Annotated in this window: 22 protein-coding genes and 1 riboswitch; of the genes, 10 read left to right on the top strand and 12 right to left on the bottom strand. The window is 68.2% G+C overall.

Going from position 1 to position 25,521, the window contains the following annotated elements; all coding sequences use genetic code 11:
- Positions 1–629 precede the first annotated feature (629 nt).
- From ACZYZ3_RS13220 to ACZYZ3_RS13185, 8 genes are all read right to left on the bottom strand, one after another.
- A complete protein-coding gene (locus ACZYZ3_RS13220; protein ID WP_463964272.1) occupies positions 630–1,916 on the bottom strand; it encodes a hypothetical protein in 1,287 nt (428 codons plus the stop codon).
- A 112-nt stretch (positions 1,917–2,028) separates the two neighbouring features.
- Positions 2,029–3,099, bottom strand: a complete 1,071-nt coding sequence (locus ACZYZ3_RS13215) for a Gfo/Idh/MocA family protein (RefSeq protein WP_463964271.1) — start codon at positions 3,097–3,099, stop codon at positions 2,029–2,031.
- 28 nt (positions 3,100–3,127) lie between these two features.
- Positions 3,128–3,835, bottom strand: a complete 708-nt coding sequence (locus ACZYZ3_RS13210; RefSeq protein WP_463964270.1) for an ABC transporter ATP-binding protein — start codon at positions 3,833–3,835, stop codon at positions 3,128–3,130.
- A gap of 2 nt (positions 3,836–3,837) precedes the next feature.
- Positions 3,838–5,301: an ABC transporter permease gene (locus ACZYZ3_RS13205; protein ID WP_463964269.1), complete on the bottom strand. Its 1,464-nt coding sequence runs from the start codon at positions 5,299–5,301 to the stop codon at positions 3,838–3,840.
- A gap of 189 nt (positions 5,302–5,490) precedes the next feature.
- A complete protein-coding gene (locus tag ACZYZ3_RS13200; protein WP_463964268.1) occupies positions 5,491–6,591 on the bottom strand; it encodes a substrate-binding domain-containing protein in 1,101 nt (366 codons plus the stop codon).
- 74 nt (positions 6,592–6,665) lie between these two features.
- Positions 6,666–7,934 carry a multiple monosaccharide ABC transporter permease gene (mmsB, locus tag ACZYZ3_RS13195; RefSeq protein WP_463964267.1) on the bottom strand — a complete coding sequence of 423 codons (1,269 nt, stop codon included), beginning with the start codon at positions 7,932–7,934 and terminating at the stop codon, positions 6,666–6,668.
- Positions 7,935–7,982: 48 nt separating this feature from the next.
- On the bottom strand, positions 7,983–9,539 hold the full coding sequence (mmsA, locus tag ACZYZ3_RS13190) for a multiple monosaccharide ABC transporter ATP-binding protein (protein ID WP_463964266.1): 1,557 nt from the start codon (positions 9,537–9,539) through the stop codon (positions 7,983–7,985).
- Between the two features lie 131 nt (positions 9,540–9,670).
- Positions 9,671–10,861, bottom strand: a complete 1,191-nt coding sequence (locus ACZYZ3_RS13185; protein ID WP_463964265.1) for an ROK family transcriptional regulator — start codon at positions 10,859–10,861, stop codon at positions 9,671–9,673.
- A gap of 222 nt (positions 10,862–11,083) precedes the next feature.
- Here ACZYZ3_RS13185 and ACZYZ3_RS13180 point away from each other — a divergent pair, with 222 nt between their 5' ends.
- Positions 11,084–11,893 carry a nitrilase-related carbon-nitrogen hydrolase gene (locus tag ACZYZ3_RS13180; RefSeq protein ID WP_463964264.1) on the top strand — a complete coding sequence of 270 codons (810 nt, stop codon included), beginning with the start codon at positions 11,084–11,086 and terminating at the stop codon, positions 11,891–11,893.
- Here the strand turns inward: ACZYZ3_RS13180 and ACZYZ3_RS13175 are convergent.
- A complete protein-coding gene (locus tag ACZYZ3_RS13175; RefSeq protein WP_463964263.1) occupies positions 11,872–13,689 on the bottom strand; it encodes a PucR family transcriptional regulator ligand-binding domain-containing protein in 1,818 nt (605 codons plus the stop codon). The genes ACZYZ3_RS13180 and ACZYZ3_RS13175 overlap by 22 nt on opposite strands.
- A 109-nt stretch (positions 13,690–13,798) precedes the next feature.
- On the opposite strand from ACZYZ3_RS13175, the gene ACZYZ3_RS13170 reads away from it, so the two are divergent.
- A complete protein-coding gene (locus tag ACZYZ3_RS13170; RefSeq protein ID WP_463964262.1) occupies positions 13,799–15,340 on the top strand; it encodes an amino acid permease in 1,542 nt (513 codons plus the stop codon).
- Positions 15,337–17,040: a flavin monoamine oxidase family protein gene (locus ACZYZ3_RS13165; RefSeq protein WP_463964261.1), complete on the top strand. Its 1,704-nt coding sequence runs from the start codon at positions 15,337–15,339 to the stop codon at positions 17,038–17,040. Before ACZYZ3_RS13170 ends, ACZYZ3_RS13165 begins: the two co-directional genes overlap by 4 nt.
- Before the next feature lie 14 nt (positions 17,041–17,054).
- Here the strand turns inward: ACZYZ3_RS13165 and ACZYZ3_RS13160 are convergent, their stop codons facing one another.
- Positions 17,055–17,573 (bottom strand): gamma carbonic anhydrase family protein, encoded by a 519-nt coding sequence (locus ACZYZ3_RS13160; RefSeq protein ID WP_463964260.1) that lies wholly within the window; start codon positions 17,571–17,573, stop codon positions 17,055–17,057.
- A 162-nt stretch (positions 17,574–17,735) separates the two neighbouring features.
- On the opposite strand from ACZYZ3_RS13160, the gene ACZYZ3_RS13155 reads away from it, so the two are divergent.
- The gene (locus tag ACZYZ3_RS13155) at positions 17,736–18,257 is read left to right on the top strand and encodes a DUF2231 domain-containing protein (protein ID WP_463964259.1); all 522 of its coding nucleotides are present in this window, start codon (positions 17,736–17,738) and stop codon (positions 18,255–18,257) included.
- Positions 18,258–18,316: 59 nt separating this feature from the next.
- On the opposite strand, the gene ACZYZ3_RS13150 is transcribed toward ACZYZ3_RS13155, so the two are convergent.
- Positions 18,317–18,766: a class I SAM-dependent methyltransferase gene (locus tag ACZYZ3_RS13150; RefSeq protein WP_463964258.1), complete on the bottom strand. Its 450-nt coding sequence runs from the start codon at positions 18,764–18,766 to the stop codon at positions 18,317–18,319.
- Between the two features lie 41 nt (positions 18,767–18,807).
- The gene (gene purU / locus ACZYZ3_RS13145) at positions 18,808–19,668 is read right to left on the bottom strand and encodes a formyltetrahydrofolate deformylase (RefSeq protein ID WP_463964257.1); all 861 of its coding nucleotides are present in this window, start codon (positions 19,666–19,668) and stop codon (positions 18,808–18,810) included.
- A gap of 62 nt (positions 19,669–19,730) precedes the next feature.
- Positions 19,731–19,816, top strand: a riboswitch (ZMP/ZTP riboswitch).
- 171 nt (positions 19,817–19,987) lie between these two features.
- On the opposite strand from purU, the gene glyA reads away from it, so the two are divergent.
- The 6 genes from glyA to ACZYZ3_RS13115 all read left to right on the top strand — a co-directional run bounded on the left by glyA (position 19,988) and on the right by ACZYZ3_RS13115 (position 25,480).
- Positions 19,988–21,289, top strand: a complete 1,302-nt coding sequence (gene glyA / locus ACZYZ3_RS13140; RefSeq protein WP_463964256.1) for a serine hydroxymethyltransferase — start codon at positions 19,988–19,990, stop codon at positions 21,287–21,289.
- A 3-nt stretch (positions 21,290–21,292) separates the two neighbouring features.
- Positions 21,293–22,225 (top strand): bifunctional methylenetetrahydrofolate dehydrogenase/methenyltetrahydrofolate cyclohydrolase, encoded by a 933-nt coding sequence (locus ACZYZ3_RS13135; RefSeq protein WP_463964255.1) that lies wholly within the window; start codon positions 21,293–21,295, stop codon positions 22,223–22,225.
- 205 nt (positions 22,226–22,430) lie between these two features.
- Positions 22,431–23,381, top strand: a complete 951-nt coding sequence (locus ACZYZ3_RS13130) for an ABC transporter ATP-binding protein (protein WP_463964254.1) — start codon at positions 22,431–22,433, stop codon at positions 23,379–23,381.
- A 55-nt stretch (positions 23,382–23,436) separates the two neighbouring features.
- Complete coding sequence (locus tag ACZYZ3_RS13125; protein WP_463964300.1) at positions 23,437–24,273, top strand: ABC transporter permease; 837 nt, start codon at positions 23,437–23,439, stop codon at positions 24,271–24,273.
- Positions 24,270–25,103 (top strand): ABC transporter permease, encoded by an 834-nt coding sequence (locus tag ACZYZ3_RS13120; protein WP_463964253.1) that lies wholly within the window; start codon positions 24,270–24,272, stop codon positions 25,101–25,103. Before ACZYZ3_RS13125 ends, ACZYZ3_RS13120 begins: the two co-directional genes overlap by 4 nt.
- A 20-nt stretch (positions 25,104–25,123) precedes the next feature.
- On the top strand, positions 25,124–25,480 hold the full coding sequence (locus tag ACZYZ3_RS13115) for a VOC family protein (protein WP_463964252.1): 357 nt from the start codon (positions 25,124–25,126) through the stop codon (positions 25,478–25,480).
- Positions 25,481–25,521 lie beyond the last annotated feature (41 nt).

Raw genomic sequence — 25,521 nt, 5'->3', positions numbered from 1 at the left:
ATACCGGGACGGGTATGGGTCCCTCGCAATGCCTCCGCGGACCGACGGCCGCAGAGCGGTGGACTAGCGCATTCTGTTAGGCCGTTGGGTCCCCCAGCGGACCCAACGACCGGATTGCGTTTCCGGAGCCTGCGACGCCGTTGGGTCCCCCAGCGGACCCAACGACCGGATTGCGTTTCCGGAGCCTGCGGCGCCGTTGGGTCCCCCAGCGGACCCAACGACCGGATTGCGTTTCCGGAGCCTGCGACGCCGTTGGGTCCCCCAGCGGACCCAACGACGGAATGCTTTCCGGAGCCTGCGACGCCGTTGAGTCCCCCAGCGGACCCAACGACCTCACTCCGGCCTCACAAGACCTTAGCGGGAGCGGGAGCGGCGCCTGGGCGGGCGTACCTGGTTGTGCGGGGACGGTTCGCGAAGCGCGGTGGATCCGGCGGGGCGGGGCGGGACAGCGTGCAACGCCGCGGGCGCTGAAAGCGTTGGTTGCTTGGTGGGCGAAGCGAGAGGGCAAAACGGGGCGCCGGAATACCGGCAGCGTGCGGTGCCGTCCATTGGGGATCTCCTGAATGACTGTTGGCGGGCGCGCAAGGCAGCCCGATTGGCCGTGCTCTGTGGAGGGCAGAGACGGCTAACTAGTCAGGAGATGAACCGGGGTCAGCGGCGACGGCTGAGTGCACGTGCTGCAGCGGACCACGGATAGCGTCAGCGCCGGCTGTGGGAATGACCAGATATGCGCTGGGGAGCCAGGCGGCCCCACCGGCGGGTCCGCCGGCGGAGGCGGTATTTCCGGATCCAGAGCCGGGCGCCGCGGGCAGGGCATCGGGAGCGGGCAGACCCGTCCCGTTAGGCCAGGGTGTGGGGCTGTCGTCGCCGGCAGGTGCTGGCGGCACGGTGCCTTCCGGGGTGGCTCCTGCCGGGGGGGCGCTCCCCGTTTGCTGCCCGTCCGCTCTCGGCCGGACAGCGGTGTCCGGAGCCGGGAGGTACAGCGGGGCGCCGATGACCTCGATGCCGGGTGCGGGCGCGGGTTCCTGCAGCGCAGTCAGGCGATCCTCGGTGACGTTGCAGTCTGCCGGGACGTCCGGTTCCGCGGTGGGTACCGGGTCCTGGGCCAGCACGACCGGGGGCGCCTCGTCAATGAGCGCCGGATCAGGAACCGCCGGTTCGGTCGGTGGAACCGCGTCCGTCAGCGTGGGTCCTGCCGTCGGCGGGTCCGTCGTCACCGGGTCGGCTGGTGCCGTTGCGGTGGGCGAGGGCGTGGGTGCCGTTGCGGTGGGCGAGGGCGTGGGTGCCGTTGCGGTGGGCGAGGGCGTGGGTGCCGTTGCGGGCGACGGATCAGGGGTCGGCGGCGTTGGGGTGGTGGCCGGGTCAGTGACGGTCGGTGTCGGCTCGGGACTGACGGGGGGCGCGGTTGGGTCCGGCGCGGACGCCGGATACGTCACTGCCGGGTCCGGGGCCGGCGAGGGCGTCGGGCCGGAACCAGTCGGGGTGGGGTTGGTGACAGGCTCGGTCGCCGGTTCGGGTGCCGGCGGGGCCGTCGCCAGGGCGGGTGCCGGAGCGGGAACAGCGGGCTCGGCGGGGAGGAGCGACGTCGCCGGGTCGGCGGGGTCCGGCGCCGGCTCCCCGGTGATTGCCGGGGCCGGAACTGTTGCCCAAGGCGTTCCCCCGGGCGTGAGGCCGGCCGCTACGGTGGGTTCGACGACCGCCGCCGTCGGCTGCACGCCAAATGCCGGCGTGGGGACGGTGGCCGTGAAGGTGATGGGTCCGGCGACGGTGACGTCGGCCGGGGGCGCGGCGGCGGCGGTTTCGTCTGCGCAAGCGGCCGACGCAGAGAGGGCCAGCCAGGCGAGTCCGGCGGCGCCGCCAAGGATTACCCGCCGGAGCGGACGGCGCGGGCGCGTCGGCACTGATGCTGGGTCCACGCGCACACCCCATTTCCCGAAGCTCGACGGTTCCCTATAGGGTAAGTCCGCGCGCGGGGGCGAGTCCAGAGCCGAAAGTAACTTTGGGCGGATTCACGCGGCTAAACTCCCGTCACCGCGCGTCGTTCGGGTAGCTGACACCCAACTGGGCGCGCACTCCGTCGAACAGCCGCATGGTGTTCAGGGAGTCCTCGAGCGGCATCACCGGGCTCTCGGTGAGCCCGTGCTGGATACAGCGGGTCACCTCGCGCAGTTCATAGCTGTAGCCCCGGCCGACGACGTCGAAGGACTCGCTGCGGGTCTCGTCGAAGCCGACCCGTACGTGGAGCTCCTTGGGGTTGTTGATCGAGCCGATGGCCTGCAGGAACCCCTGGCTGCCGGCCACGGTGGCCGTCCTGGGGCCGTGCGCCAGCAGCGACGAGGTCAGCTGCGCCTGGGCGCCATGGTGGTAGCCGAGGGTCAGCGCGTTCTGGGCGTCCACGCCGTCGTCGTTCAGCCAGCCGGTGGCGCTGACGGTCTGTGGGAAACCCAGGGTACCCAGTGCCCAGAGTAGCGGGTACACCGTGAGGTCCAGCAGCGCGCCGCCGCCATCCTTCGGGGCCCAAAGGCGTGAAGTGGGAGAATACGGCGCCGGGAAGCCCAAATCCGCCCCTACCCACTTGACCTCGCCGATCTCGCCGGAAGCGGCGATCTCGAAGGCCCGCTGCATGCTCGGCAGGAAGCGGCTCCACATGGCCTCCATCAGGAACAGGCCCTTGGCCCGCGCCAGCGATACCAGCTCGGAGGCCTCCCGCGCATTGACGGTGAGCGCCTTCTCGCACAGGACGTGCTTGCCGGCAGTCAGGGCCGCCAGCGCGATTTCGTGGTGGTGGGCGTGCGGCGTGGCGACGTACACGACGTCGACGTCGCCATTGGCGAGCAGGCGTTGATAGCCGGTCTGCCCGTTGTGGTCCCCGTACGCGCGGGCGAAGCCGAAATCCGCGGCGAACGCGTCTGCTGCCGCCTGGGTGCGCGAACTGACCGCGTAAAGCTCGGCGTCGGCGAGGAGCTCCAGATCGCGGGTCACGGACGCCGCGATGCCTCCCGTGGCGATGACACCCCATCGCAGCCTGGCGCCGGTGGCAGTTCGGGGGTCGGGGTCCGGCTGGCTGAACAGCCAGGGTGTGGCGATGTGGGCGGTCATGGAGTCATCTTCTCACCCGGGTGAGGCGTTACGCGGGAGCGTCTGCCGCTACCCGCGTCCGTGCTGCCTCCTCGGTCAGCCGGCCCTGCTGGAGCCGGAACCGCCGGTCGGTCTTATTGGCCAGGGACCGGTCGTGGGTGACCACGAGGATGGTGGTGTTGTGGTCTCGGCTGAGAGAGCTGAGGAGCTCGATGATGTGCTGACCGGTCTGTTCGTCCAGGTTGCCGGTGGGCTCATCGGCGAGGATCAGTTTGGGCTCGTTGGCCAGCGCCCGGGCGATGGCCACGCGCTGCTGCTCACCGCCGGAGAGCCGGTTAATGCGCCGCACATGCTTGTCCGGGTCGAGCTGCACCTGCTCCAGCAGCACCCGGGCACGCGCCAGGCGCGCAGCCTTCCGGATTCCGGCGAACTCCATCGGCAGCATGACGTTGTCCACTGCGGAGAGGTTGGGGATCAGATTGAACTGCTGGAACACGAAGCCGATGTCCCGGCGTCGATACTGGGTCAGCTTGCCGTCCGGCATGCCGGCCAGGCTCACGCCGTCCACCAGGACGTCGCCGCTGGTGGGCTTGTCCAGCGCGCCGAGCAGGGACAGCAGGGTGCTCTTGCCGCTGCCGCTCTTGCCCACGATCGAGGCGAGTGTGCCCTGCTCGAGTTCGAAGCTGACGTCGTTGACCGGCTTGATGGTTTTGTCACCGGTCTTAAAAACGCGGACCAGGTTTTTGACTTCGATCATGGCTACTCTCCTCGGAGGACTTCGATGGGGCGGATGCGGGCAGTGAGCAGGGCCGGGACGAGCGCCCCAATGATGGCGACGCCGAACACCGCGGCGATTCCGGTAGCAATGACGCCGGGGGAAGCGCTGGCAGTCACGGAGGTCAGCAGTTGGTCGGCACCGCCGAAGGGGCCGCCGGCACCGCCGCCGGGGAACCCGCCGCCGCCGGGGCCGCCGCCGCCGGGGCCGCCGCCGCGCTGGCCGGTGGTCGCCGCCGTAGCGGGGGATGAGTTGGAACTCATGAGGGCAGTGGCTATGCCGCCGCTGGCAAAGGACGCGACGGCGGCACCCACCACGCTGCCGAGGGCCACCAGCACGAGGGCCTCGAGCACAAACTGCAGGCCGATGGTGCGGTTGGGGGCGCCGATGGCCTTGAGCACGCCGATTTCCCGGCGACGCTCACGGACCAGCATGACCATGATCAGCAGGACGATCAGGCCCGCGGTTCCCAGTGCTGCGACAAAGGCGATGAAGGAGATGTTCTTGACACTGCCCAGCGAGCTGACCGCGGTCTCGATGTTCCGCTCGCCCTGGCTGACATCGGCGGCATCGGTGCCGAGCGCCGCCTGCAGGTCCGTCTTGGCGGCGTCGACGTTTTCCATGGAATCCACGGTCACGATCATCGTGGACAGTTCCCCGGGCAGGGCCGCAATGGTCTGGGCAGTCGGCAACGTCATGTACAGGGCGTTGTTGCCGAAGGCGGTGCCGGCGTCGAACAGGCCCGCGACGGTGAAGCTCTGGTCCTTGACGGTGAACGTCGAGCCTACGCTCAGGCCGTTCTTCTCAGCCAGGGTGGTACCCAGAAGTGCGCCCGTGGATTCGGCGTTGTAGTCGCCCAGACCCGCTCCCTGCGTCAGTTCCAGGGCCTTGCCTGCGGCGTCCACCTCGGCGCCGATGCCGGTAGCGGTGATGGGGAGGGAGAACGCAGGCGCCGCCTGACCCGTGCTGCCCGTCCCGGTCGATTTCTGGTTGCGGCGGCCGAGCGTGCCGGCGTCGATGGCAGCCGTGAGGCTGGTGGTCACCGTCGTGGCTGACTGCCCGCCGGGGCCGCCCTGCCCGCCGGGACCGCCCTGCCCGCCGGGACCGCCCTGCCCGCCGCCGGCCTGACCGGCTGCTGCTGTGGTGTTGCGCAGGCGCAGCGCCACGGCGCCGACTACGCTGCTGACGTTGGGCACCGCAGCGGCTGTGATTGCCTGTGCCGCGGTCAGCGGCTCGCCGCCACCCTCGAAGCCCTGGCCGCCGGCGGGGTTGACAGTCAGGACGGTGCCCACCGCGGCGTTTAGTTCGGCGACCTTGCCGGCCACCGCCTGGTTGGCCACCAGCATGGCCAGGGCGAGGCCGATGGCAACTGCCAGCACGGCCACCACGGCGGCTGTTCTGACCTTGTTTCTGAAGGCGTTGCCTATACTCCGGGCAAGGACGCTCACGTGACTCCTAGGGATCTCCGGCCGGCCGGAATGGCCAGCGCTTGCTCCCACAGTGTTACGGGCCGCTGTGCGGATCGCAGTCCGGAGCTATGGATTTGCTGTGAAGGGCTGCGCGGGAAGAGTGGGCAGCAAAGAGCCCCGGCTCCGCCAGGAGGCGGAGCCGGGGCTCTTTGTGGTGCGGTGAACGAACTACTTGGTCAGCGGTCCGAGTACCGGATCGTTGACATAGGCCGTCTTGACGTTCTCAGAGGTCACGATGACCGGCTCCAGCAGGTACGCCGGGACAACCTTGACCGTGTTGTTGTAGGACTTGTCGTCGTTGACCTCAGGCGTCTTGCCGGCCTGGAGGTCCTTGACCATGGTGATGGCATGCTCGACGAGCTTGCTGGTGTCCTTGTTGATGGTGGAGTACTGCTCCCCGGCCATGATCGACTTCACGGACTCAACTTCGGAGTCCTGGCCGGTGACGACCGGAATCGGCTTGCCGGCAGCCTTCACCGAGGTGATGACCGCGCGGGCCAGGGTGTCGTTCGGGGACAGCACGCCGTCGAGCGTTGCCGTGCTGTAGGTCCCGGCGAGCAGGGTGTCCATGCGGCGCTGGGCGTTCTCTGCCTTCCAGCCCTGGGTGACGGCCTGCTCGAACGTCGTCTGGCCGGACAGCACCTTGAGGGTGCCGTCGTCGATCTTCGGCTTCAGGACGCTCATGGCGCCGTCGAAGAAGACCTTCGCGTTGGCGTCATCCGGGGAGCCGGCAAAGAGCTCGATGTTGTACGGTCCGGCCGGCTTCTTGGCCTTCATGCCTTCCAGCAGCGCCTGGCCCTGGAGTTCACCGACCTTGAAGTTGTCGTAGGCGACGTAGTAGTCCACGTTGGCGGTGTTCAGGAGCAGACGGTCATACGCGATGATCGTGGCGCCGGATTCCTTGGCCTGCTGCAGCTGGGTACCCAGCTGCGCACCGTCGATGGCGCCGACGATGATGACCTTGGCGCCCTTGGTGATCATGGCGCTGATCTGGTTCTGCTGTTCCGAAACGCCGCCGTTGGCGAACTGCACATCCGGCTTGAAGCCGGCATTCTTGAGGCCGTCGTTGAAGAGCGTCTCCGCCAGGACCCAGTTTTCGCTGGTCTTCTGGGGGAGCGCGACGCCGATCAGGGAGTCCTTCGGGAACGCTTCGCCGCCGGTGGTGGAACCGCCGGTGGTCCCTGTGTCGGCGCGGCCGCAGGCTGTCAGCGCCAGTGCCGCAATAGCAGCAATTGCTGCTGCCTTTCCTGCTTTACCAATCAGTCGCATTGCTTGGTTCACTTTCTATAGATGGTGTGCGGAGAATCTGGTGGAACGGATCTGGAAACGGACCAGGGAGCGGATCAGACGCCCCTGGAGATGACCTCTTTGGTGGAGGTGGTCTCGTCGGGCTTCATCTCGCTGCTGCGGCCGAAGTTCTTGAACATCAGGCCGATGATGGATTTCTTGCCCTGGGACTTGTTGTAGACGTCGAAGGCGACGGCGATCAGGAGCACAAGGCCCTTGATGATCTGGGTCAGGTCGGCGCCGACGCCGAGCAGCTGCAGGCCATTGTTCAGCACGGCCATCACCAGGCCACCGACGATCGAGCCGATCACGGTGCCGACGCCGCCGGTCACCGCAGCGCCGCCGATGAACACGGCCGCGATGGCGTCCAGTTCCCAGCCAACGCCGTCGAACGGGCCCGAGGCGGTGGAACGGCCGACGAAGATCATGCCGGCGAGGCCGGCCAGGACGGACATGTTCATCATCACCAGGAAGTTGACCTTCTTGGACTGCACACCGGAGAGCTCCGCGGCGTGCCGGTTGCCGCCGACCGCGTAGATGTGGCGGCCGATGACCGTCTTGGAGGAGATGAACCCGTAGATGATCACGAGCGCTGCCAGGATCAGGCCCGGGATCGGGAAGGACGTGCCCGGCCGGCCGGTGGCGAACAGGTAGGTCGCGTAGAGGATGGCGCCGCAGATCAGGACCAGCTTGGTGATGCTGACCCAGGCTTCGGGCACCTCGGCGCCGAGGGCTTTGGCGTTGCGGCGGGAGCGGATCTCACTGAAGACCACAAAGGCGACGCCGAGCAGGCCCAGCAGCAGGGTGAGGTTGTTGTAGCCGGTGGTCGGCCCGATTTCGGGCAAGTAGCCGGAGCCGATCTTCTGGAAGTCGGCGGGAACCGGGATGGTGTTGGACTTGCCAACGTACTGGTTGGCGCCGCGGAAGATGAGCATGCCAGCCAGCGTGACGATGAACGCCGGGATGCCGACATACGCCGTCCAGAACCCCTGCCAGGCGCCAATCAGCACGCCCAGCAGCAGCCCCATCAGGATTCCGAGGTACCAGGGGATGCCCCAGTCCCGGATGAAGAGGGCCACGCAAACGCCCACAAACGCCGCTACCGAACCAACGGAGAGGTCGATGTGGCCGGCAATGATCACCAGGACCATGCCGATGGCAAGGATCAGGATGTAGGAGTTGCCGTTGAAGAGGTTGATGACGTTGCCCGGGGTGAGGGTCCGGCCGTCGGTTGCAATCTGGAAGAAGATGATCAGGGCCACCAGGGCGAAGATCATGCCGAATTGGCGGGTGTTGCCGCCAAAGAGCTTCTTGAGCGCGTTCATTGTTCAGTCCTTGTTTCCGTCAGTGTTCGGAGCAGTTGGCCACAGCGGTCAGGCGGTCTTGCGGGCCGAAGTCATGAGTTTCATGAGGGTTTCCTGGCTGGCTTCGTCCTTGTTGAGCACGCCGGTGATGGCGCCTTCGAAGATGGTGTAAATGCGGTCCGAGAGGCCCAGCAGCTCGGGCAGCTCCGAGGAAATCACGATGACGCCCTTCCCCTGGTTGGCCAGCTGCTGGATGATGCCGTAGATCTCGTACTTGGCGCCGACGTCGATCCCGCGGGTGGGCTCGTCCAGGATCAGCAGCTCGGGGTCGGTGAACATCCACTTCGCCAGCACCACCTTCTGCTGGTTGCCGCCGGAGAGCTTGGCCACGCCTTCCTCCACCGACGGCGCTTTGGTCCGCAACGATTTGCGGTACTGCTCGGCGACGGTGAACACCTTGTTGGCGTCAATCACGTTGTGCTTGCTGACCTTTTTGAGGTTGGCCGAGACCGTTGTGGCCTTGATGTCATCCAGCAGGTTCAGCCCCAGGGACTTGCGGTCCTCGGTGACGTAGCCCAGTCCGGCGTCGATCGCCTGTTTGACGCTCTTGAGGTCGACCTCCTTGCCATGCATGTAGATCTGACCGGAGAGGAACCGGCCGTAGGACCGGCCGAAGACGGACCGGGCGAGCTCGGTGCGCCCTGCGCCCATCAGCCCGGCGAAGCCGACGATCTCGCCCCGGCGGACGAAGAAGTTGGAGTTCTTGCAGACCATGCGGTCCTGGACCTGCGGGTGGCCCACGTTCCAGTTCTTGACCTCGAAGAAGACCTCGCCGATCTTCGGCTCGTGGTCCGGGAAACGGGATTCCAGGGTCCGGCCCACCATGCCCTTGATGATGCGGTCCTCGTCGACGCCGTCGGCCTTGACGTCCAGCGTCTCGATCGATTTGCCGTCGCGGATGATGGTGATGGAGTCCGCGATCTGCTCGATCTCGTTCAGCTTGTGGGAAATGATGATGGACGTGATGCCGCGGCCCTTCAGGCCGAGCATCAGGTCCAGCAGGTGCTGGGAGTCGGATTCGTTCAGGGCCGCGGTGGGCTCGTCGAGGATGAGCAGCTTCACCGATTTGTTCAGCGCCTTGGCGATTTCGACGAGCTGCTGCTTGCCGACGCCGATCTCCTTGATGGGGGTCTCCGGGTCCTCCCGGAGTCCGACCCGTGCCAGCAGCTCGGTGGAGCGGATCCGGGCCTCGGCCCAGTCGATTACGCCGCGCTTGGTGGGTTCGTTGCCCAGGAAGATGTTCTCCATGATGGACAGCTCGGGGATCAGCGCGAGCTCCTGGTGGATGATCACGATGCCGGCGTGCTCGCTGGCCCGGATGTCCTTGAACTGCTGGACTTCGCTCTGGTACACGATGTCGCCGTCATAGCTGCCGAAGGGGTAAACGCCGGAGAGCACCTTCATGAGGGTGGACTTGCCGGCGCCGTTCTCACCGCAGATCGCGTGGATCTCACCGGCTTTGACCCGCAGGTTCACCTCGGACAATGCTTTAACGCCGGGGAACTCTTTGGTGATGGAGCGCATCTCGAGAATTATCGGATCGCTGTGCGTGTTGAGGGACGTCATCTGCCCTTACGCCTCCAATGCATGACTTCGTTGTCCGCCCCTGCAAACCGCAGGGTCGTCTGATGGAAAAGTAAACTGGATCACAGGCCTTGTCGTCAAGTCTTTAACGCAACGGCCCGATAACAAATACCTTAGTCGCGCCGGATTCCGGCGTGCTGGAAGACCAAAGCGGTCGCGCCCAGGGCCTCGGCACGGTCCCCGAGGGAGGACATCGTGAGCGTCGTCGTCTCGCCGATGACGGGCACGGCGTGCCGGACCAGGCCTCGCCGGATCGGGTCCAGCAGCAGCTCGCCGAGTCCCGCCAGCGGGCCGCCCACCACGATCACTTCGGGGTTGATCAGGTTGGCCACATTGCCCAGGGCACGGCCGACGGCGAGCCCGGCGTCGTCTACCACGCGCAGGGTCGCGGAGTCCCGGGCAAGGGCCTTGCGGACGATGTCCTCCGGGGTGAGTGGAGCGTCCTCCCCGCGGCCCAGGAGCTCGATCATGGTGGTGGTCGAAGCGATGGTCTCCAGGCACCCGCGGTTCCCGCAGCGGCAGACCAGCCCGTGCTCATGGATGGTCGCGTGGCCGATTTCGCCGGTGATCCCGACGTTGCCGTAATAGGGCACCCCGTTCAGGATCAGCCCCGCGCCGATGCCGGATCCGATCTTGAGGAACAACAGGTTGCTGATGCCGGTGTGGGGCCCCCAGGTCACCTCCGACAGGGCGCCGAGGTTGGCGTCGTTGTCGACGAAAACCGGGAGTTCCAGCGTCTCCTCGAGGCGTTGCAGGATGTTGATGCCCACCCATTCGGGCAGGATGGCACCCTGCGCCACCGTCCCCGTGCGGCGGTCGATGGGGCCAGGAATGCCCACGCCGGCGCCCACAACCGCGCTGCGTTCCACGCCGCTGCTGGCCAGAAGCTTGTCGAGCAGTCCGACGGCGGCAGTGATGCCCTCCTCAGCGTGGTGGCCCAGCGGGAGCAGGACCGAATCCTCGGCGATGACGTGGTAGCTCAGGGAGGCGAGGACCACGCGCAAGTGCCGGCGGCCGAAGTCAATGCCGACGGCGACGGCCCCGTTGCTGTTGAGCCGGACGTTCAGGGCGCGCCGGCCGGAGCTGGTGATCGGTTCGGTGGAGGCCATCCCGGCGTCCTGCATGATCTTGACGATGTTCGAGACCGTGGCCGTGGAAAGGCCGGTCTGCCGTGCCAGTTCCGCCTGCGTGGAGGGCCCGGCGAGAAGGCACTCAATGATCCGCTGTTGGTTCAGATGCCGGAGCGCGGACTGCGATCCGGGGTTTTTGGTTCGGCTCCTCGTTGAGCGCGTTGGTGAGGGCATGCAATGAAGAGTGCCCCATCCGCGCTTTGTAGTCAAGAAATTAACGCATGGCAGATCTGGAAATCGACCGGCGGGTCCGGTGAGCGGCCTTGCGGCGTGTCTGCCGGGACCCGCGGGGCATTCCGCCCCGTTTCCCCCGCGGACGGGCGGAAATGCACCGGTACGGCGTTGCTCGCGGATGGCTACGCTGGAGATGCGAGTCCGCCGCGAAGGGCGGGCCCTATGGATGCTGAGGTGGTAATGGTGCTACTGGCCCTGATGCAGGCGAACGCCGCCGTGCTGGACGTTGACGCCAACTGCGCTGCGGTGGATGCCGCCGCCGGCAAGGCTGCCGCGGCCGGCGCGCAGTTGCTCCTCACCCCGGAGCTTTTCCCGGTGGGATATGCGCCGCTGCGGCTGCGGGCGGAGCTTGACCCCGCGGCGCTACCCGCCCTCCGGCGGGCCCTGGCGGACGTGGCGCGCCGGAACGGTATTGCACTCGTCTACAGCCTCCCCGCCGTCACCGCCGCGGGGGAATGGCACATCACGGCCACCCTCGTCGACAAAAACGGGGACGAGCTGCTCAGCTACGCCAAGGTCCACCTCTTCGGGCCGGAGGAACGCCAGGCGTTTGTCCCCGCCGCGGCCAGTCCCGGCGTCGTGGACTTCCACGGGGTCAGGACCTCACTGGTGATCTGCTACGACGTGGAGTTCCCTGAGGCCGTTCGGGCCGCCGCGGTGCGCGGCGCCGAACTGCTGCTGGTGCCGACAGCCCTGGCGGAGGGATTCGACGCAGTGCCGCAGGTGCTGATCCGGGCGCGGGCACTGGAGAATCATCTGACCGTGGCCTACGCAAACCACTGCGGGACAGAGGAGGGCTGCGGATTCCTGGGCGGAAGCGTCATCGCAGCCCCGGACGGCGGGCTCCTGGCCGCGGCCGGCACCGGGGCGGAACTGCTGTTCGCCGAGCTGCCGGAGCCGGGTGCGGCCGGGCACGAGGTGGCGTACCTGGATGATCTCCGGCCGGAGGTCTACCGTTCCTGGGGCAGCTGACCGGCACCGGCCTCCGGGGTCTCCGGCGCGGCCGGCGCGGCCGGGGCCGCCGGCATCCCGGGCAGCTCATCCGTGTACTGCAGGGCGATCCAGAGCTCGGCCCGGGCCTGCGCCTGGTTGAGATCCAGCTCCAGCAGCTCCGCGAGCAATCCGATCTGCCGGCGGATGCTGTTGCGGTGCAGCCCGGTGGCTTTCGCCGTGGCATCCCAGCTGCCGTTCTGGCTGAGCCAGGCACTGAGGATGCCGAGCAGTGCGTCCCGCCGCTCCGGTGCCAGCGCCAGCAAGGGGGCCAGCAGCCGGGTGGCGAGTATGGCGCCGGCCTCCTTGCCGAGCAGCCCGGTCACGGACCACGTCACCTCATCGACCCGCACGCTGCGTCCGGTGGTCCCGACCCGGCCGCGAAGGGACCAGGCCCGCTGGTACGCCTCCGCGAGCCCGGAGAGTTCGGTGGCACTCCCGATCACGAGGCGCCAGCCCTGCCGTTCCACGCCGGCCAGCAGGGTGTCGTCGACCTTCAGCCGGGTAATGGCGGCAAATCCGGAGTCGGTGAGCTCCACCAGCTTGGTGTCGAACATCCGGCGCCATTCCAGCAGCTCCCGCACGGGACTTGCGACGGCACGGCCGGCGCGGGCGGCGGGGCCGGCGGGGCCGGCGCGGCCTGGGGCGGCTGTGGTGCCTGCCGGCACTGCCGGAACTGCGGAGGCTGCCGGGGCGTCCGGAGTCCCGGCTGCCTCCGGGCGGATGCCCAGGACCACTCGCAGCTGCCCGGACCGGGTGGAGGAGACGCTCTGCGCCAGCAGGTCCTTGAGCCCGTTGACGTGGCGGGTGCCTCCGGACACCAGGCTGTCCGGATGCAGCAGCAGCGCGGTGGCCAGCTGGCTGGGGGCCAGTGAGCCGCTGGTGCGCTGGCGAACCAGCAGTTCCAGCAGTCCGACGGCGGTGGAGACGGCGCTGTTCTGGGCCGGGGTCAGCGGGGCGTCGGTGCCCAGGACCAGGGCGCCCAGGTTTGCGTCCCGGGTGCTGCGCAGGGGATACCCGAACACCAGCGCCGAGCCTGCCGTGCCGAACGAGTCCAGCTCCACCCGCGGGCCGCTCCCGGAGAGCAGCCTTGCCAGCAGGGGTTGCAGCGCTGCCGCGTCCACGCCCGGCGCGGAATTGGCTCCCGCTGCGCTGGCGGTTCCGCGGGCACGCATCCGCCCGTCGGCGCCCACCAGGACCGCCCAGACCGGAACCCGCTGCACGAGAGCGGCCAGGAGCTCGTGTTCGGGCCTTGCCGACAGCACGGCGCGCATGAGCTGCCGGTTCGTGTCCGCGAGTTGCCGGAACGTCGTGGCGTTGTCCGATTCCAGCAACTGAGAGAATGCCAGGCCGACGGCGGCGAAGGGAACGGTCTTCGGCACGGCCACGAGGGTCAGGTTGTGCCGCCGACAGGCCTGCACCACGGCGTCGGGCACCGCGTCGAAGTACGGTTCCAGGCCGAAGCCCAGGGCGGAGACGCGCGCCGCGACCAGCCGCCGCACATAGGCCTCCACGGGGTCCCGGGCGCCGCCATCGCCCAGGAAGGGGAGGCCGGCGGTGAGCAGGAACTCGCCGTCGAGCAGGTACGGGGTGGGGTCCTCCAGCTCGCTCGGCTCCACCCAGCGCAGCCGCTCCGCCCCGTTGCCGCCGTCGTGCAGAACCGACAGCTCCGGCGGCAGCTGGCGCAGGAATTGCGCCAGGGTGACGAAACCCGGCCGCTCGGCGTCGTCAGCAGTCACGGCAGCCACGGGGGTCCAGGGCCGGGGCCTTCGGTGCATTAAGTCTCATGGCTGAAGACTATAGGTCTTTTTGCACAACCGTGAGAGCTGGCTCACAAGCCTAGGCTGGACCGGGGAAAAGACCACTACTGAAGAACGGACGTCAACGATGACTGTGCCAACTCTTACCGGTGAACGGCCGCCGGCCACCACGGGCCGTCCCGGACTGGCCGCGCAGCTGCTTCGCCGCAAGCCGATCGGACAGCTCGTCAGCGAAGCCGAAAACGGCCACGGCGGCACGCGGCTGGTCCGCAGCTTCGGCGTGCTGCAGCTGACGATGATCAGCGTCGGCGCCACCCTCGGCACGGGCATCCTGGTGATCCTGGGTGAATCCGTGCCGCTGGCGGGCCCGGCCATCTGGATCTCCTTCGCCATCGCCGGAGTCGCTGCCCTGCTCTCCGCCGTCTCCTACGCCGAAATGGCCGGAATGGTGCCCGCGGCGGGATCGAGCTACTCCTACACCTACGCGACCATGGGCGAGGGCATGGCCTGGATCTGCGGCTGGTGCCTGGTGCTCGAATACGCAGTCTCCGTGGCCGCCGTCGCCGTCGGCGCCGGCCAGTACGTCAACGAAGCCCTCGCCGTCTTCGGCCTTGCACTGCCGGACGCCTTCTCGCAGCCGCCCGGGGACGGAGGCGTGCTGAACGCGCCGGCGATCGTGATCGTGGTCCTGGCCATGGCGCTGCTGGTCCGCGGCGCCAAGGAAAGCGCCTGGATCAACACGGCCATCGTCGTGGTCAAGGTCAGCATTCTGGTCTTCTTCTGCGCCGTGGCCTTCACCGCCTTTAACGCCGCCCATTTCGAACCGCTGCTGCCGATGGGCGCCGCCGGCGTCTCCGCCGCCGCCTCCCGGGTGTTCTTCTCCTATATCGGGTTCGACGCAGCCTCCACAGCCGGCGAGGAGGCCCGCAACCCGAAGCGCGATCTGCCCCGGGCCATCCTGCTTTCCATGCTGATCGTCACCACCATCTACGTGCTCGTCGCGGTCGCCGCGATCGGCGCCCGGCCCTGGGGCTGGTTCGACGGCACCGAAGCCGCCCTCGTGAAAATCCTGGAGGAGACTACCGGGCAGCCCTGGATTGCGCTGGTGTTCGCCGTCGGGGCCGTGCTGGCCATCGCCAGCATCGTGCTGACGGTCCTCTACGGCCAGACCCGCATCCTGCTGTCGATGTCACGGGACGGCATGGTGCCCAGAATCTTCGGCCGCGTCTCGCCCCGCACCGGCACCCCGGTTGCCGGGACCCTGATCGTGGGCTCCGCCGTCGCCCTCACCGCGGGCCTGGTCCCGCTCGGGGCGCTGGCGGACGCCACCAGCATCGGCACCCTTTTTGCCTTCGCCCTGGTCAACGTCGCCGTCATCCACCTGCGGCGCCACCGGCCCGAACTCACGCGCAGCTTCCGCGTCCCGCTGTTTCCGTTGACCCCCATCCTCGGCGCCGCCATGTGCGGCTACCTCATGCTCAACCTGGGCGCCGACACCTGGGTGGTCTTCGGACTGTGGATGCTGGTGGGCGTGGCCGTCTACTTCGGCTACGGCCGCAGGCACTCCCGGGTGGCGGCGCTCAGCCGCGAGGAATACCGTGAACTATCCGGTGCAGCCCCCTCCGCCACCACGTCCACGCCCGAACCGATGAAAGCACACCACTCATGACAACCGCCACAGAACTCCCGGCCCCCCGACCGGCAGCGCCCGGCGCCGGCGGCCAGGCCCCCATCACCATGCTGAACCCCGACTTCCCGTTTAGCTACGACCACTACCTGGCCCACCCCGACGGCCTGGGCGCCATCCCCGCCGGGCTCCACGGAACCGAAGTGGCCGTCGTCGGCGCCGGGCTCTCCGGGCTGGTGGCGGCTTACGAGCTGATGAAACTGGGCCTGCGCCCGGTCCTCTACGAAGCGGACCAGATCGGCGGCCGGCTGCGGACCGCGAGCTTCCCCTCCGCCGCCGGCGTCGTGGCCGACCTCGGCGGGATGCGCTTCCCCGTCTCCGGCAAGGCCTTCTACCACTACGTCGAACTGCTCGGACTAGAAACCCAGGAGTTCCCCAACCCGCTGGCGGCGGCGACCTCCAGCACGGTGATCGAGCTCGCCGGGCAGAAGCACTACGCCCGCACCCCGGCGGACCTCCCGCCGTTCTTCCGGGAGGTCGCGGAGGCCTGGAAGGCTGCCGTCAACGACGGCGCCAAGTTCGCCGAGATGCAGGACGCCATCCGCGCGCGGGACACCGCCCGGATCAAGGAGCTGTGGAACGCGCTGCTGCCCCTGCTGGATGAACAGACCTTCTACGGGTTCATCGCCGGCAGTGACTCGTTCAAGCAGGCAGGGTTCGACCACCGCGAGGCGTTCGGGCAGGTGGGGTTCGGCACGGGCGGCTGGGACACGGATTTCCCCAACTCCATCCTGGAAATCCTGCGCGTTGTCTACACCGACGCCGACGACGCGCACCGGTCCATTGCCGGCGGGGCGCAGCGGCTCCCGGAGGCACTTTGGCAGCACGCGCCGTCGGGCATGGTCCACTGGCCCGAGGGGACATCGCTGGCCTCGCTGCACGCCGGCGCTCCGCGGGGCGCCGTGGACCGGATCGCCCGGGACGGCAGCGGCGACTTCCGCATCCGGGAGCGGTGGGGCCGCGAGGCGGCCTATCCGGCCGTGATCACCACCTGCCAGTCGTGGCTGCTGTCGACGCGGATCCACACCGAGGAAACCCTGTTCCCGGCCGCACTGTGGACCGCGATCGAACGCTCGCACTACATGCAGTCCTCCAAGACCTTCGTGATGGTCGACCGGCCCTTCTGGAAGGACATCGACCCCGCGACGGGCCGGGAGGTCATGTCCATGACGCTGACCGACCGGCTGAACCGGGCCACCTACCTGCTGGACAACGGGCCCGAGAAGCCCGCGGTGATCCTGCTCTCCTACACCTGGAACGACGACGCACTGAAATGGCTGTCCCTGGACGCGGACCAGCGGGTCGAGCTCATGCTGCATTCGCTCGAGCAGATCTACCCGGACGTGGACATCGCCGGCCACATCGTCGGCCAGCCCATCACCGTCTCGTGGGAAGCGGACCCCAACTTCATGGGGGCCTTCAAGGCCAACCTGCCGGGACAGTACCGCTATCAGCAGCGCCTCTTCAGCCACTTCAAGCAGGACCAGCTCCCGGCAGGGCAGCGCGGGATCTTCCTGGCCGGCGACGACGTGTCCTTCACCGCCGGGTGGGCCGAGGGCGCCGTGACTACCGGACTGAACGCGGTCTGGGGCGTCGTCAACCACCTGGGCGGGTCATCGGCGGCCGGGAACCCGGGTCCGGGCGACGTGCTCGACGAACTGGGCCCGATCTCCCTGGACTAAGGCTCCCAGCGTGCTTAGCCGTGCAGTTCGCGGTGCGCCCGGGCCAGATCCTGGTAGTGCGCCGCGTTCTGCTGCACGCCCGCGAACTCCTCGTCGCTGAGTTCGCGGCGGACCTTGGCCGGCACCCCGGCGACCAGCGAGCGGGGCGGAACCACGGTGCCTTCCAGCACGACGGCGCCGGCGGCCACGAGCGAGCCGGCACCGATCACGGCGCCGTTGAGAATCGTGGCGCTCATGCCGATCAGGCAGTCGTCCTCAACCGTGCAGCCGTGCACGACGGCGCTGTGCCCGACGCTGACCCGGGCGCCGACCGTGCAGGGGAAGCCCGGGTCGGCGTGCAGCACCACGTTGTCCTGCAGGTTGGTGCCGGCGCCCACGCTGATCGCGGCGGTGTCGGCCCGGACGGAGACGCCATAGAAGGCGCTGGAGTTCTCGGCGAGCGTTGCCTTGCCGATCACCGAGGCGCTCGGTGCGATGAAGGCGGATTCGTGGACGGCCGGGGTGTCCCCGGCGAAAGCGTAAATGGGAGCCATGCCTCCAGCCTAGGCCACACCCCCGCCCAACTAGCTGGCAGCAGGGGCCGGTATGAGCCCCCAAAACGGCCCCTGCTGCGAGCCAGTTGGGCGGCGGGGTTGAATGGGGGCCGGGCCTGAGTAGGATCGAGGCCATCAAAGACGCTGTCCGGGAGGTGGCCCGTGCTGACGGAAAACGGGAAGTTTCGACGAGTGATGCGGCGGCTGGAGGAGTCGGACCGCCTCGACCCGGCCGTCCGGGTGGCGGAGCCGCTCGCAGGCCGGCTGGTGGCCAACCCCAGGCTGCGCAGCTTCTTCCGGGGTGACGCCACCGGCATCCCGCCGCACGTCATCGCCACAGACGTGCCGTTCGGGGCCTGGTTCATGGCGATCTTCCTGGACCTCTTCCCGGACGAGGGAACCCGGCGCGCAGCCGCCCGGCTCGTGGCACTCGGCGTCGTCGCGGCCGGCCCCACCGGCCTCAGCGGCTGGGCCGAATGGGCCCGGGCGGACCGCGCCACCCGACGCGTCGGCGTCGTCCACGCTGCGGCGAACGGCACGGCGACGCTGATCTTCCTGGCCTCGTGGGCCGCACGTACCCGCGGCCGGCACGGACTGGGCGTACGGCTGGCCCGGCTGGGCGGCGCCGCTCTCATCGTCGGAGGATTCCTGGGCGGGTACATGCGCAGCGTGCGCCGCCCCTGAGCCCGTTGAGCTATCAGTTGTGGTCACTCTGAGCGCTGGGAACGACTACAAGTGATAGCTCAACGGGTGTTTTCCGGTGGCGGGGCGGGGGAGCGGAGCACTGTGAAGCCAAGGCTCTGTTTGGGAAGGCCGGGGGTGGGAACGTCCTGTTCCGGGACGACGACGGCGATCGGCGCCCCGGGCGCGGCCACCCGCCCCAACTCCCGGACGACGTCGTCCCAATCCTCCGGGGGCAGTCCCCCGAGGGCGTCCACCGCCCACACCGAGGGGAAGACCGAGTCGGCGAAGGGCAGCGAGCCGGCCGGAGCGACCGAGGCTTCCAGGCCCCGGGCCCGCGCCGCATGGATGTTCTCCTCGGACGGGTCGACGCCGGTGAAGTGGATGCCGGACTGGACAAAACGCAGCCCATCCAGGCCCTGCCCGCAATCCAGGCCCAGCACACCCCTGCGGCCCTCAGCCTTGAGCAGGGCCACGAATTCGGTCAGCGGGTCTTCCGGGGAAAGTGCCATACCCCTATTCAATGACCGCCGTCAGCGGAAAACAACCGGGCTCAGTTGAAAACAACCGTCCGGTTCCCGTCCAGCAGGACCCGGTGCTCGGCATGCCACTGCACCGCCTGGGCCAGCGTGCGGCCCTCCACGTCGCGGCCCATCTGGACGAACTGCTCGGCCGTGCGGCGGTGGTCCACCCGGATGACTTCCTGTTCGATGATCGGCCCCTCGTCCAGGGCAGCCGTCACGTAGTGCGCCGTGGCGCCGATGAGCTTCACGCCCCGGGCGTGTGCCTGGTGGTAGGGCTTGGCGCCCTTGAAGGACGGCAGGAAGGAATGGTGGATGTTGATGGCCTTGCCGGTCAGCTGCTGGCACAGTTCGTCGGAGATGATCTGCATGTAGCGGGCGAGGACTGTGAGCTCGATGTCATGCTCGGCCATCAGCGCCCGCAGCTGGTCCTCGGCCTGGACCTTGGTGTCCGGGGTGACCGGGATGTGGTGGAAGGGGATGCCGTAGAACTCGGCCAGGCCGGCCAGGTCCCGGTGGTTGGAGACGATGGCGGGGATCTCGATGGGCAGGGTGCCGGAGCGCTGCAGGAACAGCAGGTCATTGAGGCAGTGCGCTGACGTGCTGGCCATCAACAGGGTGCGGATCTTCCGGCCGGCGGGGTTGAGGCTCCAATGCATCCCGAAGGCCTGGGCCACGGGCTCCAGGGCGGCCTGGAGCTCCAGCTGGGAGGACGCCGTTGTGGCCTCGACGCGCATAAAGAAGGTGCCGGTGCTCTGGCTGCCGTATTGCTGCGAGTCCGTAATATTGCAGCCCGCGACGAGCAGGGCGCCCGCGACGGCGTGCACGATTCCGGGGCGGTCCGGGCAGGAGAGGGTGAGGATATAGGAGGCAGTCAGCTGGTCGTCAGTCACGGAAGTCAAGCCTACCCGCGGTCAACCGGAGGCACGGTCCGGGCCGCCGGTCTGGGGTAGTCTGGAACGGTCGCAACTGGCGTTGGGTGGCTAACCACCAGGGAGCGGCACTTACGAAGACCACGGATCGTACGCCTGGGCCGAGGGTCATGTTTTCCGGTTGGCAGCGCCTTGCTGCCGGCCCGCATCGGCGCCCCACTGCGGGTGCCGGCTCCCTGTCATGTCCCCGTTTCCCGGGGCCGTAATCTAGGGGCGCCGCCGCGGGCCAGCCGGTAACCTGACCTTAAGCAGTGCCCCGTTGCCTAGCCAGGAGTTCCCCGTGACCACCTCCCTTAGCCTTTCTTCAGCCGCCGTGAGCAACCAGCCACTGGCCGATCTTGACCCCGAAATCGCCGCAGTCCTTGCCCAGGAGCTTGGCCGCCAGCGCGGCACCCTCGAAATGATCGCCTCCGAGAACTTCGCCCCGCGCGCCGTGATGGAAGCCCAGGGTTCGGTCCTGACCAACAAGTACGCCGAGGGTTACCCCGGCCGCCGCTACTACGGCGGCTGCGAGTACGTCGACATCGCCGAGCAGCTCGCGATCGACCGGGTCAAGCAGCTCTTCGGCGCCGAATACGCCAACGTCCAGCCGCACTCCGGCGCCCAGGCCAACGCCGCGGCGCTCTCCGCGATGATCACCCCGGGGGACAAGATCCTGGGCCTGTCCCTGGCCCACGGCGGCCACCTGACCCACGGCATGAAGCTCAACTTCTCCGGCAAGCTCTACGAGGTCGCCGCGTACCAGGTCGAGCCGGACGACTTCCGCATCGACATGGACAAGCTCCGCGCGCAGGCCATCGCCGAGAAGCCGAAGGTGATCATCGCCGGCTGGTCCGCCTACCCGCGCCACCTGGACTTCGCGGCCTTCCGGTCGATCGCCGATGAGGTCGGTGCCCTGCTGTGGACCGATATGGCGCACTTCGCCGGCCTCGTGGCCGCCGGTCTGCACCCGAGCCCGGTCCCGTACTCCGACGTCGTCACCTCCACCGTGCACAAGACCCTCGCCGGGCCCCGCTCCGGCGTGATCCTGGCCAAGAAGGAATGGGCCAAGAAGATCAACTCCAACGTCTTCCCCGGCCAGCAGGGTGGGCCGCTCATGCACGTGATCGCCGCCAAGGCCGTCGCGTTCAAGATCGCCGGCACGGAAGAATTCAAAGAGCGCCAGGAACGCGTCCTCGAGGGCGCCCGGATCATCGCCGACCGCCTCAACCAGCCCGACCTGTCCGACGCCGGCGTCTCCGTCCTGACCGGCGGCACCGACGTGCACCTGGTCCTGGTGGACCTGCGCAACTCCCAGCTCGACGGCCAGCAGGCCGAAGACCTCCTGCACTCGGTCGGCATCACGGTCAACCGCAACGCCGTGCCGTTCGACCCGCGCCCACCGATGGTCACCTCCGGCCTGCGCATCGGCACCCCGGCCCTGGCCACCCGCGGCTTCGGCGCCGGGGAGTTCACCGAGGTTGCCGAGATCATCGCGACCGCGCTGAAGGCCGGTACCGCCGCCAACGTCGAGGCGCTCCAGTCCCGCGTGGACAAGCTCGCCGCCGACTTCCCGCTGTACCCGCAGCACGAGCAGTGGTAGGCCATGACGTCTGCTGAGACTGCACACACGGCTGAAACCGCCCGGATCCTCGACGGCAAGGCCACCGCCGCCACGATCAAGGCCGAACTGACCGAACGCGTGGCGGCGCTCAAGACCCGCGGGATCGTCCCGGGCCTGGGCACCATCCTGGTCGGCTCTGACCCGGGCAGCACCTGGTACGTCGGCGGCAAGCACAAGGACTGCGCCGAGGTGGGCATCACCTCCATCCGCCGCGACCTGCCGGCGGAGACAACCCAGGAGGAGCTGCTGGCTGTGGTCCGGGAGCTCAACGAGAACCCGGAATGCACCGGCTACATCGTCCAGCTCCCGCTGCCGGCGCATATCGACCAGGACGTCATCCTGGAGGCCATGGACCCCGACAAGGACGCCGACGGCCTGCACCCGATGAACCTGGGCCGGCTCGTGGCGAACGTCAGCGGCCCCATGAAGTCCCCGCTGCCGTGCACCCCCAAGGGCTGCGTGGAGCTGCTCACCCGGCACGGCATCAGCCTCAGCGGCAAGCGGGTGCTGGTGGTCGGCCGCGGGGTCACGATCGGCCGCCCGGTGGGGCTGCTGCTCACCCGCAAGGACGTCAACGCCACGGTCATCCTGGCGCACACCGGCACGGCGGACCTGCCCGCTGAACTCCGGCAGGCCGACGTCGTGATCGCCGCGGCCGGCCAGCCGCACATGATCAAGGCGGAGGACCTCAAGCCGGGCGCCATCGTGCTCGACGTCGGCGTCAGCCGGGTCGATGACGGCTCGGGCAAGGCGGTGGTCACCGGTGACGTGGACCCCGCCGCGGCCGGCGTCGCCGCCTGGCTGTCCCCGAACCCCGGGGGAGTGGGCCCGATGACCCGCGCCATGCTGCTGGCCAACGTGGTGGAAACCGCGGAACGCCACCTGGCCGAGGCGGGCCCCTCCGGCGCCGCCTGAGCCGCCTGTCGCCAGGGCGCCCCTCCGGCCCGGAGGCGGCGCCCTGGGCCGTTTAAGCCCCGGGACATCACGGAAACGGCGACCGTCCGGATCTTTTACGAAAAGACTCTTTCATAGTTCGGCGGGATCCACTACCGTGATTCGGGTGCCTGAACTAGTCTCAAGAGAATCCTCAGCCCAGGAAGCCTCCCAAAAGGACGCCCCAGTGAGCAGCCCCGCCGAAACCGGCCCGCCGCAGTTCGTGATCACGGCCGAAAACCTGACGAAGCGCTACGGCGACGTTGCCGCCGTCGACGGTATCTCCTTCTCCGTGCCCGCCGGAGAGGCCTTTGGCCTGCTGGGCCCCAACGGCGCCGGCAAGTCCACCACCATGAAGATGATCGGCGGGGTGTCCCAGCGGACCTCCGGGCGCCTGAGCATCATGGGCCTGGACCCGGACGTGAACGGCCCGGAGGTCCGCGCGCACCTGGGCGTCGTCCCGCAGCAGGACAACCTGGACGAGGAACTCAAGGTCCGGGACAACCTCCTGGTCTACGGGCGGTACTTCGGGCTGCCCATGAGCTACCTCCGGCCCAAGGCCGACGAGCTGCTGGAGTTCGCGCAGCTCACGGACAAGGCCAAATCCAAGGTGGACGCGCTCTCCGGCGGCATGAAGCGCCGCCTCACGATCGCGCGCTCCCTCATCAACGAACCCCGCATCCTGCTCCTGGACGAGCCCACCACCGGGCTGGACCCGCAGGCCCGGCACATCCTCTGGGACCGGCTGTTCCGGCTCAAGGAGCAGGGCGTCACGCTGATCCTCACCACCCACTACATGGACGAGGCCGAGCAGCTCTGCGACCGCCTGATCGTGGTGGACAAGGGCAGGATCATGGCCGAGGGCTCACCCGCCAGCCTGATCCGCGAGTACTCCACCCGCGAGGTCCTTGAGCTGCGGTTCGGCTCGGAGCGCAACGCCACCGTGGGCACCGAACTCGAAGGCATCGGCGAACGGCTGGAAACCCTGCCGGACCGCGTCCTGATCTACGCCCACGACGGCGAGGCCGCCCTCGAGGAGGTCTCCGCCCGCGGACTGCGCCCGGTGACCTCGCTGGTGCGCCGGTCCTCGCTTGAGGACGTCTTCCTGCGCCTGACCGGCAGGAGCCTCGTTGACTAGGAAAGCCGGACTGCCCGGGAAGGCGGCCGCCAGCGGAGCGGCGGCCGGAGCAGGAATCGCCCAGGCGGCACCACTGCGCGCCCACTCGCCGGCCGTCTCCGCGGCCCGGGCCCGAAAATGGGGTGCCTTCTACTACGCCGAGCAGGTTCTTCGCGTGATGAAGAACTACGGCTGGACCATCGTGATGTACGGCGTCGGGCAGCCGGTCGCCTATCTTTTTGCGATGGGCGTGGGCCTCGCAACGCTCGTGGACACCGACAGCACGGCGGCGTTCGGCGGGGTCAGCTACCTCGTGTTCATCGCTCCTGCCCTGCTGATTTCGGCCGCCGTCATGACGGCCGGGAACGAATTCACCTTCCCGGTGATGGACGGCTTCAAGTGGCGCCGGGTCTACTACGGCCCGCACGCCTCGCCGCTGACGCCCCAGCAGATCGCGCTGGGGCAGATCATCGCCGTCACGGTGCGCTTCCTGCTGCAGTCGGCCATCTACTTCGTGGTGGTGGCACTGTTCGGGGCGTCGCCGGGGGCCTGGGGCTGGGTGATGATCCTGGTCGCCACCCTCGCCGGTTTGGCCTTCGGGCTGCCGCTGATGGCCTACGCCGCCTCGATCACGCAGGACAAGGGCCAGTTCGCCATGGTGATGCGCTTCATCGTGATGCCGCTGTTCCTGTTTTCCGGGACCTTCTTCCCGCTGGACACCCTGCCGCTGACCGTGCGCTGGATCGGCTGGATCTCACCGATCTGGCACGGCACCGAGCTGGGCCGGGTCTTCAGCTATGGATACCAGGAGCCCCCGCTGCTGACCATCGCGCACGTCGTCTTCCTGCTGGTCCTCACGGTGGTGGGCTGGGTCCTGACCAAGCGGCAGTTCATCAAAAGGATGGCCGGATGAGCGTTGTCACCACCAGCCACAGCGACGCCGAGGCGGCGCGTAACCGGAAGTTCGGGCCGCTGTACTCCCGGAATGTCCGTGCCGTCATCGCCCGCGGTCTGATGGCCACCAAGAGCAGCAACTGGATGGTCATGCTCTCGGGCTTCTTCGAGCCCGTGCTGTACCTGATCGCGATGGGCGTCGGCCTGGGCGCCATCGTCGGCTCCGTGCAGGGGCCGGGGGGCGGAGAGATTTCGTACGCCGCCTACATCGCCCCGGCGCTGCTGGCCGTATCCGCAATGAACGGCGCGGTGTACGACTCCACCTGGAACGTGTTCTTCAAGATGAACTTTTCGAAGCTCTACCAGGGCATGCTCTACACCTCCCTGGGCCCGCTCGACGTCGCCATGGGGGAGATCTTCCTGGCCCTGCTGCGGGGCCTGATGTACGCCACGGGGTTCACCGCCGTGATGGCGGTAATGGGGCTGATCACGACGCCGTGGGCCATCCTGATGATCCCGGCAGCGGTGCTGATCGCTCTCGGCTTCGCGAGTTTCGGCATGGGCGTCACCAGCTTCATGAAGACCTTCCAGCAGATGGACTGGATCAACTTCGCGATGCTGCCGATGTTCCTGTTCAGCGCCACCTTCTACCCGCTCAGCGTCTACCCGCAGTACATCCAGTGGCTCATCCAGGCCATGCCGCTGTGGCACGGCGTGGAATTGCTCCGCCAGATCAGCGTGGGCATCTTCACCCCGGCGACGGCGGTGCACATCGGTTATTACCTGGTGATGATCGCCTGCGGCGTGCTGCTCACCACCAGCCGGTTGCGCAGGCTGTTCCTCAAGTAACGATTCGAATATGGAGAACCATGATCGGCAAATGGCAGGCCCTCGTCATCGACTGCGAGGATCCCGATACTCTGGCGGGCTTCTATGAGGAGCTCCTCGGCATGGTCCGCGTCGAGGAGGACGAGGACTTCATCACGATCGGCGACGCCGCCGACCGCCCAGCTGTGGCCTTCCAGCGCGTGGAGCGGCTGGTCCGGCCGCAGTGGCCGGACGCGGACCACCCGCAGCAGATGCACGTGGACGTGCTGGTCGAAGACCTCGACGCCGCCGAGGCGGAGGTGCTCCGGCTCGGCGCCACCAGCCTGCGAGCCGGCGCGGAGACCTTCCGCGTCTACACCGACCCCGGCGGCCACCCGTTCTGCCTCGTACTGTCCTAAGGTTCCGTACTGTCCTAAGGCTCCGTGCTGTCTTAAGGCTC

The organism is Pseudarthrobacter linnaei (genome assembly GCF_055412825.1).
The sequence above is the reverse complement of the archived record's forward strand: the minus strand, read 5'-3'. Positions and strand labels throughout refer to the sequence as shown.

Excerpts from the sequence above, each read along its gene's own strand:
- ACZYZ3_RS13215 (WP_463964271.1), bottom strand. The coding sequence starts at position 3,099 with ATGACCGCCCACATCGCCACACCCTGGCTGTTCAGCCAGCCGGACCCC.
- ACZYZ3_RS13210 (WP_463964270.1), bottom strand. The coding sequence starts at position 3,835 with ATGATCGAAGTCAAAAACCTGGTCCGCGTTTTTAAGACCGGTGACAAA.
- ACZYZ3_RS13200 (WP_463964268.1), bottom strand. The coding sequence starts at position 6,591 with ATGCGACTGATTGGTAAAGCAGGAAAGGCAGCAGCAATTGCTGCTATT.
- mmsB (WP_463964267.1), bottom strand. The coding sequence starts at position 7,934 with ATGAACGCGCTCAAGAAGCTCTTTGGCGGCAACACCCGCCAATTCGGC.
- mmsA (WP_463964266.1), bottom strand. The coding sequence starts at position 9,539 with ATGACGTCCCTCAACACGCACAGCGATCCGATAATTCTCGAGATGCGC.
- ACZYZ3_RS13185 (WP_463964265.1), bottom strand. The coding sequence starts at position 10,861 with ATGCCCTCACCAACGCGCTCAACGAGGAGCCGAACCAAAAACCCCGGA.
- ACZYZ3_RS13180 (WP_463964264.1), top strand. The coding sequence starts at position 11,084 with ATGGATGCTGAGGTGGTAATGGTGCTACTGGCCCTGATGCAGGCGAAC.
- ACZYZ3_RS13175 (WP_463964263.1), bottom strand. The coding sequence starts at position 13,689 with ATGCACCGAAGGCCCCGGCCCTGGACCCCCGTGGCTGCCGTGACTGCT.
- ACZYZ3_RS13170 (WP_463964262.1), top strand. The coding sequence starts at position 13,799 with ATGACTGTGCCAACTCTTACCGGTGAACGGCCGCCGGCCACCACGGGC.
- ACZYZ3_RS13165 (WP_463964261.1), top strand. The coding sequence starts at position 15,337 with ATGACAACCGCCACAGAACTCCCGGCCCCCCGACCGGCAGCGCCCGGC.
- ACZYZ3_RS13160 (WP_463964260.1), bottom strand. The coding sequence starts at position 17,573 with ATGGCTCCCATTTACGCTTTCGCCGGGGACACCCCGGCCGTCCACGAA.
- ACZYZ3_RS13150 (WP_463964258.1), bottom strand. The coding sequence starts at position 18,766 with ATGGCACTTTCCCCGGAAGACCCGCTGACCGAATTCGTGGCCCTGCTC.
- ACZYZ3_RS13135 (WP_463964255.1), top strand. The coding sequence starts at position 21,293 with ATGACGTCTGCTGAGACTGCACACACGGCTGAAACCGCCCGGATCCTC.
- ACZYZ3_RS13120 (WP_463964253.1), top strand. The coding sequence starts at position 24,270 with ATGAGCGTTGTCACCACCAGCCACAGCGACGCCGAGGCGGCGCGTAAC.
- ACZYZ3_RS13115 (WP_463964252.1), top strand. The coding sequence starts at position 25,124 with ATGATCGGCAAATGGCAGGCCCTCGTCATCGACTGCGAGGATCCCGAT.